This window comes from Streptococcus sp. HMSC072D03 (assembly GCF_001812855.1).
Taxonomy (GTDB): domain Bacteria; phylum Bacillota; class Bacilli; order Lactobacillales; family Streptococcaceae; genus Streptococcus; species Streptococcus salivarius_D.
Map to the genome: position 1 here is coordinate 94,506 of NZ_KV810610.1, position 15,102 is coordinate 109,607.

The window sequence follows — 15,102 nt, forward strand, 5'->3', positions numbered from 1 at the left end:
CTTTAAAAGTTGAAATAAAAATTAAAGAGGAAAAAATGACTAAACTTAGAGAAGATATCCGTAACGTAGCCATCATTGCCCACGTTGACCACGGTAAAACAACACTTGTTGATGAATTGTTGAAACAATCACACACTCTTGACGAGCGTAAAGAGCTTGATGAGCGTGCAATGGACTCAAACGATCTTGAAAAAGAACGTGGAATTACCATCCTTGCCAAAAATACAGCCGTTGCTTATAACGGTACGCGTATCAACATCATGGATACACCAGGTCACGCGGACTTCGGTGGAGAAGTTGAACGTATCATGAAAATGGTTGATGGGGTTGTCCTTGTTGTCGATGCCTACGAAGGTACAATGCCTCAAACACGTTTTGTGTTGAAAAAAGCGCTTGAGCAAAACTTGACACCTATCGTTGTTGTTAACAAGATTGATAAACCATCAGCTCGTCCTGAAGAAGTTGTTGATGAAGTTCTTGAACTCTTCATCGAGCTTGGTGCCGATGATGATCAGTTGGAATTCCCGGTTGTGTATGCATCAGCGATTAACGGAACATCATCATTGTCAGATAACCCTGCTGATCAAGAGCACACTATGGCTCCAATCTTTGACACTATTATTGACCACATCCCAGCTCCTGTAGATAACTCAGATGAGCCTCTTCAATTCCAAGTGTCACTTCTTGACTACAATGATTTCGTTGGACGTATCGGTATCGGACGTATCTTCCGTGGAACTGTAAAAGTCGGTGACCAAGTTACCCTTTCAAAACTTGATGGAACAACAAAGAACTTCCGTGTTACTAAACTTTTCGGTTTCTTTGGTTTGGAACGTCGTGAAATTGAAGAAGCAAAAGCTGGTGATTTGATTGCCATCTCAGGTATGGAAGACATCTTCGTTGGTGAAACAATCACACCAACTGATGCTGTCGAACCATTGCCAGTTCTTCGTATTGATGAACCAACACTTCAAATGACTTTCTTGGCTAATAACTCACCGTTTGCAGGTCGTGAAGGTAAACACGTGACATCACGTAAGGTTGAAGAGCGTCTCTTGGCAGAGTTGCAAACAGACGTATCTCTTCGTGTTGATCCAACTGATTCACCAGATAAATGGACTGTCTCAGGTCGTGGGGAATTGCACTTGTCAATCCTTATCGAAACAATGCGTCGTGAAGGATACGAACTTCAAGTATCTCGTCCAGAAGTTATCATCAAAGAAATTGATGGCGTGAAATGTGAGCCATTTGAACGTGTTCAAATTGATACTCCAGAAGAGTACCAAGGTTCTATTATCCAAGCCCTTTCAGAACGTAAAGGTGATATGCTTGATATGCAAATGGTTGGTAACGGTCAGACACGTCTTATCTTCCTCGTACCAGCTCGTGGACTTATTGGATTCTCAACTGAATTCTTGTCTATGACACGTGGTTACGGTATCATGAACCATACTTTCGACCAATACTTGCCAGTTGTTGCTGGTGAAATTGGTGGACGTCACCGTGGTGCCCTCGTTTCTATCGATACTGGTAAAGCGACAACTTACTCAATCATGCGTATTGAAGAACGTGGTACAATCTTTGTTAACCCAGGTACTGAAGTTTATGAAGGTATGATTGTTGGTGAAAATGCTCGTGAAAATGACCTTGGTGTCAATATCACTACAGCAAAACAAATGACAAACGTGCGTTCAGCAACTAAGGACCAAACGGCTGTTATCAAGACTCCACGTATCTTGACTCTTGAAGAATCACTTGAGTTCTTGGATGACGATGAGTACATGGAAGTAACGCCTGAATCTATCCGCTTGCGTAAACAAATTTTGAATAAAGCAGAGCGTGATAAAGCCAATAAACGTAAGAAAAAAGCAGCAGAAGCTGAATAATATATAGAGAGGAGAAGAGATGTTTTATCTGATTGTTGCTATATTGATTGCATCATTCTATTTCTTTATTGCACCAAAGTCGGTAAAAAACACCATGAATCTTCTCTTTGTCATGGCTACCTTAGCATTGCTCCTACTTTTAGCAGTGCTATCAATCATTAAATTCTTCAGTTTACCTGGTGAGTTCTTTGTTACGGTGGGAATGCTTGTATTGAGCTATTTCACCTTGAAAGATTTTTTCGCTATGTCAGAGCTTAATCATGAAAAAGCTGAACATGAAGATAAATAAGTAGCATGAGATTAAAAGTCAATCGAATAGATTGGCTTTTTCTTTTGCCAAGAAGAGGTAACTCCTTGAAATAGCTTGGGATAAAGGGTAAAATGATTATGATACAATTTGAGAGAATGGACGAATTATGAAATCAGTAACACAATTTGAAAATAAAAAAGTTTTGGTCCTTGGTTTGGCTAAATCTGGTGAAGCAGCTGCCCGCCTATTGGCTAAGTTGGGTGCTATTGTCACAGTAAATGATGGTAAACCATTTGAGGAAAATCCGTCAGCACAGGCGCTTCTTGAAGAAGGGATTAAGGTTGTCTGTGGCGGACATCCTCTTGAACTTTTGGATGAAAATTTTGAACTAATGGTGAAAAATCCTGGAATTCGTTATGACAATCCAATGGTGGCTCGTGCACTTGAAAAAGGCATTCCTGTTTGGACTGAAGTGGAATTAGCTTACCTAGTATCTGAAGCACCTATTATCGGTATTACAGGCTCAAATGGTAAGACAACAACGACAACTATGATTGCTGATGTCCTAAACCATGGTGGCAAATCGGGTGTCTTGTCTGGAAATATTGGTTTCCCTGCGTCAGAAGTTGCACAGTCAGTTACTGCTCAAGATACCTTAGTTATGGAATTGTCTTCTTTCCAATTGATGGGGATTGACAGCTTCCATCCACATATTGCTGTGATTACTAACTTGATGCCTACACATATTGACTATCATGGTAGTTTTGAAGAATATGTGGCTGCCAAATGGAATATTCAAAATCAGATGACTGCGGATGATTTTGTTGTTTTGAACTTTAATCAAGATTTAGCTAAGGAATTGGCTACACAAACTAAAGCACAAGTAGTTCCATTCTCAACAGTGGAAAAAGTAGATGGTGCCTATCTTGAAAATGGTGGTCTCTACTTCAAAGGTGAATTGGTGATGCAAGCCGATGAGATTGGCGTTCCTGGTAGTCACAATGTTGAAAATGCCTTGGCAACTATAGCTGTAGCAAAATTGTCAGGTATTTCAAACCAAGCTATCAAAGAAACTCTCGCAAGCTTTGGTGGGGTTAAGCACCGTCTCCAATTCGTTGACACTATCGATGAAGTGAAATTCTATAATGATAGTAAGTCAACAAATATTTTAGCGACACAAAAAGCACTTTCTGGTTTTGATAATAGTAAAGTCATTTTGATTGCCGGTGGTTTGGATCGTGGTAATGAATTTGATGAACTCATTCCTGACATTACTGGTCTTAAGAAAATGGTGATTTTAGGAGAATCAGCTCCTCGTGTCAAACGTGCTGCTGATAAAGCGGGCGTGACTTATCTTGATGCCAAAGATGTGGCAGATGCGACACGTATTGCTTTTGATCAAGCCAGTGCAGGAGATGTTGTCTTGTTGAGCCCTGCAAACGCAAGCTGGGATATGTACAAGAATTTCGAAGTGCGTGGTGACGAATTTATCACAACTGTTGAGCAATTGAAGGGATAGTCTATGGCAAAAGCGAAAAAGATTGTTTTTACCGGTGGTGGAACCGTTGGACATGTGACTTTAAATCTTATCTTAATTCCAAAATTTCTCAAAGATGGATGGGAAGTGCACTATATCGGTGATAAGCACGGGATTGAACATGAGCAGATTGATAAATCTGGCTTAGATGTGACTTTCCATAGTATTGCTACAGGTAAACTACGTCGTTATTTCTCATGGCAAAATATGTTGGATGTCTTTAAAGTTGGTTGGGGGATTCTACAGTCTATTGCAATTATTGCCAAGATTCGCCCCCAAGCACTCTTTTCAAAGGGTGGATTTGTCTCAGTGCCACCGGTAATTGCTTCTAAATTATTAGGAGTTCCTGTATATGTGCATGAGTCTGACCTTTCTATGGGCTTGGCCAATAAAATTGCCTATAAATTTGCGACTACTATGTTTACGACTTTTGAACAATCAAAAGGATTGGCAAAGACAAAACATGTAGGTGCTATTACAAAGGTAGGAATGGCGACATCTAATCAGTCCGGTGCCCTTGATAAGATTAAAGAACAGTTTGATGACAACTTAAAAACTGTCCTTTTCATTGGTGGTTCAGCTGGTGCAAAGGTATTTAATGATTTTATTAGTAATACTCCACAGCTGACTGAAAAATATAATGTCATTAATATTTCTGGGGACTCTTCATTGAATACCTTAGAACGTCATCTTTATAGAGTCGATTATGTGACAGATTTGTACCAACCTCTTATGGATACGGCAGATTTAGTTGTAACTCGTGGTGGCTCAAATACGATTTTCGAATTGTTGGCTATGAAAAAACTTCATTTAATTATTCCTTTAGGGAAAGAAGCTAGCCGAGGAGACCAACTTGAAAATGCTGCTTATTTTGAACGAAAAGGTTACGCACGTCAATTACAGGAAACAGAATTAAGTTGGGAAACCTTAAATCATGAGCTTGAACAACTTGTTGAACATGCAGAGACTTACAAAGAAGCTATGGCTAAATCTGAGGAAATCACTTCTCCTGATGATTTTTATAACCTATTAGTGACTAGTATTTCAAAAAAATAAAGGAATTTCATGGCAAAAAAGGATCAAGAATCACAAGAAAAACAAGTTCTCACAGAGTGGCAGAAGAGAAACCTCGAATTTTTGAGAAAAAAAGAAACCGAAGATTCTGAAGAACTTGCGAATGGAAAGGTCGTTCATTCACAAGAAGCGACTTCAAATGAGAGCCAGCTACCAGTGAAAAAGAAGGTTAAAAAGAAAAAAAAGACCAAAAGGAAGAAACGAAAAAAAGGTAATACAACTAGTAATATTCCAATTGCACAACAAAATCTTGCAGGACTAGTTGTTTTTATCGCTGCACTCCTAATCGTATTTTCACTTTTCTTTATTTCACCTTGGTCAAAACAAAAGGTTCTCACTGTATCAGGAACAAAAAATGCTTTACCAGAAGATGTGAAAGTTGCAAGTGGTATTCTTGATACAGACTATATCACTCATGTCTTTTTCAACCAAGGAAAGGTTGCATCAACTGTTGAAAAAACCAATGTTTGGGTTAAAAAGGCTACAGTAACATATAGTTTTCCAAATCAATTTAATATTGCAGTAAAAGAATACCCAATTGTGGCTTATCGTCAAACTACAAATGGTTATGTTTCTATTCTTCAAAGTGGTAAGACAGGAGGAACGGTTTCAACTAGTAATCTACCTGATAAATTCATCACTTTAAAAATTGATGACGAGAAGAAAATCGAAGAGTTAGTAAAAGAATTAAATAAACTTGATACAAAAATCAAGAATAATATTCAAATTATTAATCTTACGCCTACTAAAGCAACTTCAGATTTACTAACGATTGAGTTGTACGATGGCAATTCCATTCGTGTTCCTCTTTCTCAATTAACAGTTAAGCTTCCTTACTACGAGAAAATTAAAAGTCAACTTTCAGATGGAAGTATTGTAGATATGGAAGTTGGACTTTATACAACGACTCCTGAAGTTGAATCATCAAAAACTGATGGGGATAAAAAGAAAGACAAAGATAAGACTGATAAAAAGGAAGAAAATGCAACTTCTGAAGAAGGTCAAGATACTACAACATCAACGGAACAGCATTCTGAAGAAGAAACTAATTCTGAAAATTCAGGTATCCAACCAGAAGAAAAACCAAGTGTTGGTCAAGAAACAACTCTTCGGACTTCCCCTGCTCAAGGCTAATATTGAATAATAAAAAACGTAAAATGCTGACATTTTACGTTTTTTTATGGTACAATAGTATCCGAATAATTCTGTTTTTATACAGTTTACAAAGATATTGAATGGAAAGATTGAGAGGTCGAGTGAATGGCTAGAGATGGCTTTTTTACAGGATTAGATATAGGAACTAGCTCGATTAAGGTTCTTGTTGCTGAGTTTATTGATGGATCAATGAATGTCATCGGAGTAAGTAATGTTAAGAGTTCTGGTGTGAAAGATGGCATCATTGTTGACATTGACGCTGCAGCGAAATCAATCAAAACAGCTATTGAACAAGCAGAAGAAAAAGCTGGGATTGTTATTGAGCAAGTGAACGTTGGGCTTCCAGCTAATCTTCTTCAAATTGAGCCTACACAAGGTATGATTCCTGTAACAAGTGAATCAAAAGAAATCAAAGATGAAGATGTTGAAAGTGTTGTTCGCTCAGCCTTGACAAAGAGCATTACACCTGAGCGTGAGGTTATCTCACTAGTTCCTGAAGAGTTTATTGTTGATGGCTTCCAAGGAATTCGTGATCCTCGTGGAATGATGGGGATTCGTCTTGAAATGAGAGGTCTCATTTACACAGGTCCAACAACGATTCTTCACAACCTTCGTAAGACAGTTGAACGTGCGGGTATTCAAGTAGAGAATATTATCATCTCTCCTCTTGCAATGACACGTGCTGTTCTAAATGAAGGTGAACGTGAGTTTGGTGCTACTGTTATTGATATGGGTGGCGGTCAAACAACTGTTGCAAGCATGCGTGCTCAAGAACTTCAATTTACCAATATTTATTCTGAAGGTGGCGAGTACATCACTAAGGATATTTCAAAAGTTTTGAAGACTTCAATGCAGATTGCTGAAGCACTTAAGTTCAATTTTGGTAATGCAGATATTGAAGAAGCAAGCGAAACAGAAACTGTCCAAGTAGAAGTTGTAGGTGAGAATTCACCAGTTGAGATTACAGAAAAATACCTTGCTGAGATTATCTCAGCTCGTGTGAAGCATATCCTTGATAGAGTTAAACAAGACTTGACTCGAGGACGTCTACTTGATTTGCCTGGTGGCATTGTCCTTGTAGGTGGAACAGCTATCATGCCAGGTGTGGTTGAAGTTGCTCAAGAAATTTTTGAGACAAATGTTAAACTTTACGTGCCAAATCAAGTTGGTATCCGTAATCCAATGTTTGCAAATGTGATTAGTCTTGTTGAGTATGTTGGTCTTCTTACAGAAGTTGATATCATCGCACAACAGGCTGTGTCTGGTGAAGAGTATCTTCGTCGTAAACCAATCGACAATGAGGCTCCTGCCTTGAGTTTTGATAGAACTCCTACTCCAGCACCTCGAGTGGCTCCTCAGCCAAATCCTGTTCCAGTTGAGAACACCATTGAGGTACCTCTGCCAGTTGAAGAAGAAAATCATGAACAAAAACAAAAACTTGGTGATCGTGTTCGTGGTATTTTCGGCAGTATGTTTGATTAATTGAATCTAGTAAAAGCGAGGAAATAAAATGAGTTTTTCATTTGATAGCGCATCAGTTCAAGGTGCGGTAATTAAAGTTATCGGTGTCGGTGGAGGTGGCGGAAACGCCATCAACCGAATGATTGAAGAAGGTCTTGCTGGTGTTGAATTTATTGCAGCTAATACTGATATTCAAGCACTCAGCTCTTCTAAAGCAGAAACAGTAATCCAATTGGGTCCTAAATTGACTCGTGGCCTTGGTGCCGGAGGTCAACCTGAAGTTGGTCGTAAGGCAGCTGAAGAAAGTGAAGAAACACTTACAGAAGCACTTACAGGAGCTGATATGGTCTTTATCACTGCTGGTATGGGTGGTGGCTCTGGTACAGGGGCAGCACCAGTTATTGCACGTATTGCGAAAAGCTTGGGTGCATTGACAGTTGCAGTTGTGACACGTCCATTTGGATTCGAAGGTAACAAACGTGGTGCCTTCGCTGTTGAAGGTATTCAAGAGCTGCGTGAGCAAGTTGATACCCTACTTATTATCTCAAACAATAACCTTCTTGAAATTGTTGATAAGAAAACACCACTTCTTGAAGCTCTTAGTGAAGCAGATAATGTTCTTCGTCAAGGGGTCCAAGGTATTACAGACCTTATCACTAACCCAGGTTTGATCAACCTTGACTTTGCCGATGTGAAAACTGTTATGGCAAATAAAGGTAATGCACTTATGGGTATTGGTATTGGTTCAGGTGAAGAACGTATTGTTGAAGCTGCACGCAAAGCAATCTATTCACCACTTCTTGAAACTACTATTGATGGTGCAGAAGATGTCATCGTTAACGTAACTGGTGGTCTTGATATGACCCTTACAGAAGCAGAAGAAGCATCTGAAATTGTTGGTCAAGCGGCTGGTAACGGTGTTAACATTTGGCTTGGTACATCTATCGATGATACATTGAAAGATGAAATCCGTGTAACTGTTGTTGCAACTGGAGTTCGCCAAGATCGTGCTGAAAAAGTATCTGGTATGAAAGCTCAGCCACGTAAAGTGACTACAGCTCCTTCACACCCCTCAGCTCCTACTCAGCAAGTTGCTCAAGGAGAGCAACGTCCAGTTTCTCAACCTTCATTTGAACGTCAACCAAATTTTGACTATAATGAAACACCTTCAATGCCACAACCAGGAGTTCGTCCTGCAGCAGCAACTCCTCAACAAGAGCAGTCAGCTTTTGGTAATTGGGATTTGAGACGTGATAATATTTCTCGTCCTGAAACTGGTCAACTAGATAGTCAATTGACTATGTCTACATTCTCAAGTGATGTTGAAGATGATGATGAATTGGAGACACCACCATTCTTTAAAAATCGTTAATAATGACTATAGAAGAGAATAAAAATAATGTTTATCAGGCGGTAAAAAAAGCTTGTGAAAAGGCTAATCGCTCTAGCGATGAAGTCAATATTATTGCCGTAACCAAATATGTTTCAAGTGATGTCGCTGAAGAATTGGTTAAAACGGGAATCAAGCACATTGCTGAAAATCGCGTTGATAAATTCTTAGATAAGTATCAAGCTTTAAAAAATTATGATTTGACTTGGCACCTCATTGGTACCCTGCAACGTCGTAAAGTAAAGGATGTTATTAATTTAGTTGATTATTTTCATGCTTTGGATTCTGTTAAATTGGCAGAGGAAATTCAAAAGCGTGCCGACCACACCATTAATTGCTTCCTACAAGTAAACGTTTCAGGTGAAGAGTCAAAACATGGTTTTTCTCCAGAAGAACTTGATACTGTTCTAAAACAAATTGAAAATCTTGATAAGATTTGTATAGTTGGACTCATGACTATGGCTCCAATTGATGCAGATGCTCAAGAACTTGATAAGATTTTTGCTGAGACAAATGAACTTAGAAAATCAATTCAAGAGAAAAAACTAAAGAATGTTCCTTGTGATCAGTTAAGCATGGGGATGAGTCGAGACTATGACATGGCTATTCAAAATGGATCAACCTTTGTCAGAATAGGCAGTGCATTCTTTAAAGAGAACGGAGAATAACCTTATGGCATTAAAAGACGCAATTGATAAAATTGTTTCATATTTTGATACCGACGAAGTAACAGATTATGAAGATGCTGCTAAAGAAGAGGCTAAAGAACGTCCAGTAAAAGCACAGAAACCTGTGCAGACACCACCTCCTCGTCAGCAACGTCAACCTGAGCGTTATCAGGCTACAGTCCCTCCTCGTCGCCAACATGTTCATTCAGACTTACAGGAAACTCAAGTCCTTCGTAGTTTACCTCTGAGTCGTTCACAAGCAAATCAGGGACCACAACAAATGAATACAACTAAAGCAACAATTGCAATTAAATATCCTAAAAAGTATGAAGATGCTCAGGAAATTGTAGAACTATTGATTGAAAACGAATGTGTTTTAATCGATTTTCAATATATGTTGGAAGCGCAAGCTCGTCGTTGTCTTGATTTTATTGATGGTGCTAGCAAGGTGCTTACAGGCAACTTGCAAAAAGTTGGTTCTTCAATGTATTTGCTTACGCCAATTAATGTCGTTGTTGACATCGAAGAGATTGGGTTGGCGCATGGCAACCAAGAAGCTAATTTTGACTTCGACATGAAGAGACGTTAAGCAATGTCTGTATTACTTTATGTTATTTGGGCACGTGTTGTTAACGTGATAGAGATTCTTCTTGTAGTCTATGCGTTCTTATCATGGTTCCCAGGGGCCTATGATACTAGCCTTGGAAGAATCATTAGACAAATTGTTCAACCGATTCTCGCACCATTTCGTCGCCTGAATTTAGCTTTTGCTGGTATTGATTTTTCAATATTGGTAATTGTACTTCTACTAAACTTTTCACTTAGAATTCTTAGATTTATTCTACTCTGATGTCAGATATTAAAAATATTGAACAGCATTACTCGTTAGATGAACGTCCTTTTCTAGAGAAGGTTAGGGGATTTTGTCAATTAGTTGATGATAGGTACAGTCCTTACTTAACTGATTTCTTGAATCCTCGTGAAATTCAGATTGTTGAAGAGTTAGCTCATTACTACAATTTAAAATTTTTTGTGAGTTCTACTCTTGAATCTGAAGAGTATGGAAGAGTCATTCTTGCTCCCGAATATTACGAGCTTGATGACGATGACTTTGAAATTAAACGACTAGAAATCTCTTATGCGAGACAGTTCAATAAATTGACACACCCAAAAGTTTTGGGAGCACTGATTAATCAACTTGGTCTTGACCGTCAAGTATTTGGAGATATTATTCTTGATGAAGAAGGACGTGTTCAATTTTCCATTGCTTCTCATTTAGCAAGTTATGCGATAATGACTATTACTAAGATTGGTAATGTTTCGGTTACTCTAAAAGAAGTAAGCAAAGACGATTGGATTTCAAATCAAGAAAACTATTCACAATCTTTTGTTTTACTTTCCAGTATGCGTCTTGATAATGTGTTGGCGACGGTATTAAACCTATCCCGTTCTAACGCCTTAAAACTTATTGCTTCTGGAAAAGTTAAATTAAATTATAGACAAATTGAGAAGGCTAATCAGACGGTTATGATTGGTGATATGATTTCGGTTAGAGGTTATGGTAGATTTCGACTAGCTCAACAAGACGGATTTTCAAAGTCCGGGAAAGTTAAAATCGTTATTGAAAGTCTGTTAAGACGGAGAAAAAAGTAGTTATTTAATTTAAACCATCAGATATGGTAATGAAAAATAAAGGAGGCCTGTAATGGCTATTACAGCACTTGATATTAAAGATAAACAATTTACAACTAAATTTCGTGGATATAATGAGCAAGAAGTTGATGAATTTCTTGATATTATTGTAGATGATTACGAAGATTTGGTTCGTGACAATCGTGAACTTGCTGCTCGTGTAAAAGAGCTTGAAGAAAAGTTGGCTTATTTTGATGAAATGAAAGAATCATTGAGTCAATCAGTTATTTTGGCTCAAGAAACAGCTGAAAAAGTTAAAGCTTCAGCGGCTGATGAATCAGCTAACTTGATTAATAAGGCTAACTTCAATGCTACTCATTTGGTTGAAGAAGCTAAATCTAAGGCATCTGAAATTCTTCGTGATGCAACAGATGAAGCCAAACGTGTTGCCATCGAAACGGAAGAACTTAAACGTCAAAGTCGTGTCTTCCACCAACGCCTATTGGCTGCAGTTGAAGGTCAGCTTAGCCTAGCAAGTGCTCCAGAATGGGGTGAATTGTTGCAACCAACAGCTATTTATCTTCAAAATTCAGATGCTGCCTTTAAAGAAGTTGTTGAAAAAGTTTTGGATGAACATGTACCAGATTCAAATGATGCAGCTTCATTTGATGCAACTCGTCAATTCACTCCTGATGAAATGGCTGAACTTCAACGTCGCGTTGCTGAAAGTAATAAGCAAGTTGAAGATTTCTCTAGTCCAGAAGTTGATGAAACAAACGAACTTGTTTCAACTCCAGTTGACTTTGGTATTCCAGACACTTTCGAGAGTGAAGTAGCAGATTTCCCAACTTCAGCACCAGTAGATGAAGATTTTGATTTGCAACCTGAGTCAACAGGTGAAATTAATCTTAATGAAACACAAACGTTTAAATTGAATATTAGCGAATAAGAAAAATACAACTTACCAAGTATATTAACAGCGAGTGGGAGATGGTGTGAGTCCCACATTCCCTATTTGGATAGTTATCATTTTCAAGCATTCTAACTGAACTAAGTAAGTTAGAAGGTTGGTCCTCCTTACGGACATATGAGGGAGCAAATGTTTTTTGCTCTGAATTAAGGTGGTACCACGAGCTTTCGTCCTTTTTGATGAAGGCTCTTTTTATTTAGTAAATTAAATTAAAGAGGAGATATAATGAAACTCAAAGAAACCTTAAATCTAGGTAAGACAGCTTTTCCAATGCGAGCTGGACTTCCTAACAAAGAACCAATCTGGCAAAAAGAGTGGGAAGATGCTAAGATGTATCAACGTCGTCAAGAGTTGAACCAAGGTAAACCTCACTTCACTCTTCATGATGGTCCTCCGTATGCCAATGGTAATATTCACGTTGGACATGCGATGAATAAAATCTCTAAGGATATCATTGTTCGTTCAAAATCAATGTCTGGTTTCTATGCTCCTTACGTTCCTGGTTGGGATACGCATGGTCTTCCAATTGAACAAGTGTTGGCAAAACAAGGTGTGAAACGTAAAGAACTTGATCGTGCTGAATACCTTAAGATGTGTCGTGATTATGCACTTTCACAAGTTGACAAACAACGTGAAGATTTCAAACGTCTTGGTGTTTCGGCTGATTGGGATAACCCATATGTTACTTTGACACCAGACTATGAGGCTGCACAAATCCGTGTCTTTGGTGAGATGGCTAAAAAAGGTTACATCTATCAAGGTGCAAAACCAGTTTATTGGTCATGGTCATCAGAGTCAGCACTTGCTGAAGCCGAAATCGAGTACCATGATTTAGTTTCAACCTCACTTTACTATGCCAATAAGGTAAAGGATGGTAAAGGAGTACTAGACACAGATACATATATCGTAGTTTGGACAACAACACCATTTACAGTAACAGCTTCACGTGGTTTGACTGTTGGTGCTGATATTGAATACGTTCTCGTAAAACCTGCTGGAGAAGACCGCAAATTTGTCGTTGCTTCTGAATTGCTTAATAGTCTTTCTGAGAAATTCGGTTGGACAGATGTGGAAGTACTTCAGTCATACCGTGGTGAAGAATTGAATCAAATCGTCACTGAACACCCATGGGATACAGAAGTTGATGAGCTTGTTATCCTTGGTGATCACGTTACTACAGATTCAGGTACAGGTATCGTCCATACGGCTCCTGGTTTTGGTGAGGATGACTATAACGTAGGTATCGCTAATGGCCTTGAAGTTGCCGTAACTGTTAATGAGCGTGGTATTATGATGGAAAATGCTGGTCCTGATTTTGAAGGTCAGTTCTATGATAAAGTGGCACCAATTGTTATGGAAAAACTCGGCGATTTGCTCCTTGCTAAAGAAGAAATCTCACACTCATACCCATTTGACTGGCGTACGAAGAAACCAATCATCTGGCGTGCCGTACCACAATGGTTTGCCTCTGTTTCTAAATTCCGTCAAGAGATTTTGGATGAGATTGAAAAAGTTAAATTCCATTCTGAGTGGGGGAAAGTTCGTCTCTACAACATGATTCGTGACCGTGGTGACTGGGTGATCTCTCGTCAGCGTGCTTGGGGTGTGCCACTCCCAATCTTCTATGCTGAAGATAAAACACCAATCATGACTGAAGAAACAATCGAACATGTGGCTAAACTTTTCGAAGAGCACGGTTCAGTTATCTGGTGGGAACGTGATGCCAAAGATCTTCTTCCAGAAGGCTTTACACATCCAGGTTCACCAAACGGAGAGTTTACTAAAGAAACTGACATTATGGACGTATGGTTTGACTCAGGTTCATCATGGAATGGTGTCGTTGTTAACCGTCCTGAGTTGACTTATCCAGCGGACCTTTATCTCGAAGGTTCAGACCAATACCGTGGATGGTTTAACTCATCACTTATCACATCTGTTGCCAATAATGGTGTTGCACCATACAAACAACTCTTGTCTCAAGGTTTTGCGCTTGATGGTAAGGGTGAAAAGATGTCTAAATCCCTCGGTAATACTATTGCGCCTAGTGATGTTGAGAAACAATTTGGTGCTGAAATTCTTCGTCTTTGGGTAACAAGTGTTGATACAACTAATGACGTTCGTATCTCAATGGATATCCTTAGCCAAGTATCAGAATCTTATCGTAAGATTCGTAACACACTTCGTTTCTTGATTGCTAATACATCTGACTTCAATCCAACAACTGATGCAGTAGCCTTTGAAGACTTGCGTTCTGTAGATCAGTACATGACTATTCGATTTAACCAATTAGTTAAGACTATTCGTGATGCCTATGCAAACTTTGAATTCTTAACTATCTACAAAGCCTTGGTTAACTTTATTAACGTTGAGTTGTCTGCTTTCTATCTTGATTTTGCCAAAGATGTGGTTTATATTGAGAGTGCAGAATCACTTGAACGTCGTCAAATGCAAACAGTCTTCTACGATATTCTTGTCAAGATTACAAAACTATTGACTCCAATTCTTCCTCACACTGCAGAAGAAATTTGGTCATATCTTGAATTTGAAACAGAAGACTATGTTCAATTGTCAGAGTTGCCAGAAGCAGAAGATTTCGCTGGTCAAGATGCACTTCTTGAAAATTGGAATGCCTTCATGGATTTCCGTGGCCAAGCTCAAAAAGCTTTGGAAGAAGCGCGTAACGAAAAAGTTATCGGTAAATCGCTTGAAGCTCATTTGACAATCTATCCTAATGCTGAAGTCAAAGAACTTCTTGAAGGTTTGAATACTAACCTTGCTCAACTTTTGATCGTTTCAGCATTGACTATTGCTGAAGGAGATGCTCCTGAGTCTGCTGTAAGCTTTGAAGGTGTAGCATTCACAGTAGAACGTGCTGAAGGTGATGTCTGTGATCGTTGCCGTCGTATCGATCCAACTACCAAAGAACGTAGCTACAATGCGACTATCTGTGATCACTGTGCTAGCATTGTTGAAGAAAACTTTGCTGAAGGTGTAGCAGAAGGTTTTGAAGTAAAAGCAAAATAAAATAAAAAGAGTTCAATTTGAACTCTTTCAGATTGAAGACAAAGTCCTCAGAAGT

Annotated in this window: 13 protein-coding genes; all 13 read left to right on the top strand. The window is 38.8% G+C overall.

Features of this window, described 5'->3' with window-relative positions:
* The first annotated feature begins 35 nt into the window (after positions 1–35).
* The 13 genes from typA (at position 36) to ileS (ending at position 15,047) form a co-directional block, all read left to right on the top strand.
* The gene (gene typA / locus HMPREF2877_RS00915) at positions 36–1,886 is read left to right on the top strand and encodes a translational GTPase TypA (RefSeq protein WP_002884130.1); all 1,851 of its coding nucleotides are present in this window, start codon (positions 36–38) and stop codon (positions 1,884–1,886) included.
* A 19-nt stretch (positions 1,887–1,905) separates the two neighbouring features.
* The gene (locus HMPREF2877_RS00920) at positions 1,906–2,175 is read left to right on the top strand and encodes a DUF3165 family protein (RefSeq protein WP_002884134.1); all 270 of its coding nucleotides are present in this window, start codon (positions 1,906–1,908) and stop codon (positions 2,173–2,175) included.
* A gap of 127 nt (positions 2,176–2,302) precedes the next feature.
* Positions 2,303–3,655 (top strand): UDP-N-acetylmuramoyl-L-alanine--D-glutamate ligase, encoded by a 1,353-nt coding sequence (gene murD, locus HMPREF2877_RS00925; RefSeq protein WP_022496827.1) that lies wholly within the window; start codon positions 2,303–2,305, stop codon positions 3,653–3,655.
* Between the two features lie 3 nt (positions 3,656–3,658).
* Positions 3,659–4,729: a UDP-N-acetylglucosamine--N-acetylmuramyl-(pentapeptide) pyrophosphoryl-undecaprenol N-acetylglucosamine transferase gene (locus HMPREF2877_RS00930; RefSeq protein ID WP_002884072.1), complete on the top strand. Its 1,071-nt coding sequence runs from the start codon at positions 3,659–3,661 to the stop codon at positions 4,727–4,729.
* A 9-nt stretch (positions 4,730–4,738) separates the two neighbouring features.
* On the top strand, positions 4,739–5,881 hold the full coding sequence (locus HMPREF2877_RS00935; RefSeq protein ID WP_070578071.1) for a cell division protein FtsQ/DivIB: 1,143 nt from the start codon (positions 4,739–4,741) through the stop codon (positions 5,879–5,881).
* 126 nt (positions 5,882–6,007) lie between these two features.
* Positions 6,008–7,384, top strand: a complete 1,377-nt coding sequence (ftsA, locus tag HMPREF2877_RS00940) for a cell division protein FtsA (protein WP_014633299.1) — start codon at positions 6,008–6,010, stop codon at positions 7,382–7,384.
* 28 nt (positions 7,385–7,412) lie between these two features.
* Positions 7,413–8,735: a cell division protein FtsZ gene (ftsZ, locus tag HMPREF2877_RS00945; protein WP_014633298.1), complete on the top strand. Its 1,323-nt coding sequence runs from the start codon at positions 7,413–7,415 to the stop codon at positions 8,733–8,735.
* Positions 8,736–8,737: 2 nt separating this feature from the next.
* A complete protein-coding gene (locus HMPREF2877_RS00950; protein WP_004182721.1) occupies positions 8,738–9,421 on the top strand; it encodes a YggS family pyridoxal phosphate-dependent enzyme in 684 nt (227 codons plus the stop codon).
* A 4-nt stretch (positions 9,422–9,425) separates the two neighbouring features.
* Entirely contained in the window at positions 9,426–10,010 is a 585-nt protein-coding gene (locus HMPREF2877_RS00955; protein ID WP_004182720.1) for a cell division protein SepF, read from the top strand.
* Positions 10,011–10,013: 3 nt separating this feature from the next.
* Entirely contained in the window at positions 10,014–10,271 is a 258-nt protein-coding gene (locus HMPREF2877_RS00960; RefSeq protein ID WP_004182719.1) for a YggT family protein, read from the top strand.
* On the top strand, positions 10,271–11,074 hold the full coding sequence (locus HMPREF2877_RS00965; RefSeq protein WP_070578074.1) for a YlmH family RNA-binding protein: 804 nt from the start codon (positions 10,271–10,273) through the stop codon (positions 11,072–11,074). Before HMPREF2877_RS00960 ends, HMPREF2877_RS00965 begins: the two co-directional genes overlap by 1 nt.
* 52 nt (positions 11,075–11,126) lie before the next feature.
* On the top strand, positions 11,127–12,002 hold the full coding sequence (locus HMPREF2877_RS00970) for a DivIVA domain-containing protein (RefSeq protein WP_070578077.1): 876 nt from the start codon (positions 11,127–11,129) through the stop codon (positions 12,000–12,002).
* A gap of 246 nt (positions 12,003–12,248) precedes the next feature.
* Positions 12,249–15,047: an isoleucine--tRNA ligase gene (gene ileS, locus HMPREF2877_RS00975; protein WP_070578080.1), complete on the top strand. Its 2,799-nt coding sequence runs from the start codon at positions 12,249–12,251 to the stop codon at positions 15,045–15,047.
* Positions 15,048–15,102: the final 55 nt, after the last annotated feature.

Excerpts from the sequence above, each read along its gene's own strand:
- typA (WP_002884130.1), top strand. The coding sequence starts at position 36 with ATGACTAAACTTAGAGAAGATATCCGTAACGTAGCCATCATTGCCCAC.
- HMPREF2877_RS00920 (WP_002884134.1), top strand. The coding sequence starts at position 1,906 with ATGTTTTATCTGATTGTTGCTATATTGATTGCATCATTCTATTTCTTT.
- murD (WP_022496827.1), top strand. The coding sequence starts at position 2,303 with ATGAAATCAGTAACACAATTTGAAAATAAAAAAGTTTTGGTCCTTGGT.
- HMPREF2877_RS00930 (WP_002884072.1), top strand. The coding sequence starts at position 3,659 with ATGGCAAAAGCGAAAAAGATTGTTTTTACCGGTGGTGGAACCGTTGGA.
- HMPREF2877_RS00935 (WP_070578071.1), top strand. The coding sequence starts at position 4,739 with ATGGCAAAAAAGGATCAAGAATCACAAGAAAAACAAGTTCTCACAGAG.
- ftsA (WP_014633299.1), top strand. The coding sequence starts at position 6,008 with ATGGCTAGAGATGGCTTTTTTACAGGATTAGATATAGGAACTAGCTCG.
- ftsZ (WP_014633298.1), top strand. The coding sequence starts at position 7,413 with ATGAGTTTTTCATTTGATAGCGCATCAGTTCAAGGTGCGGTAATTAAA.
- HMPREF2877_RS00950 (WP_004182721.1), top strand. The coding sequence starts at position 8,738 with ATGACTATAGAAGAGAATAAAAATAATGTTTATCAGGCGGTAAAAAAA.
- HMPREF2877_RS00955 (WP_004182720.1), top strand. The coding sequence starts at position 9,426 with ATGGCATTAAAAGACGCAATTGATAAAATTGTTTCATATTTTGATACC.
- HMPREF2877_RS00960 (WP_004182719.1), top strand. The coding sequence starts at position 10,014 with ATGTCTGTATTACTTTATGTTATTTGGGCACGTGTTGTTAACGTGATA.
- HMPREF2877_RS00965 (WP_070578074.1), top strand. The coding sequence starts at position 10,271 with ATGTCAGATATTAAAAATATTGAACAGCATTACTCGTTAGATGAACGT.
- HMPREF2877_RS00970 (WP_070578077.1), top strand. The coding sequence starts at position 11,127 with ATGGCTATTACAGCACTTGATATTAAAGATAAACAATTTACAACTAAA.
- ileS (WP_070578080.1), top strand. The coding sequence starts at position 12,249 with ATGAAACTCAAAGAAACCTTAAATCTAGGTAAGACAGCTTTTCCAATG.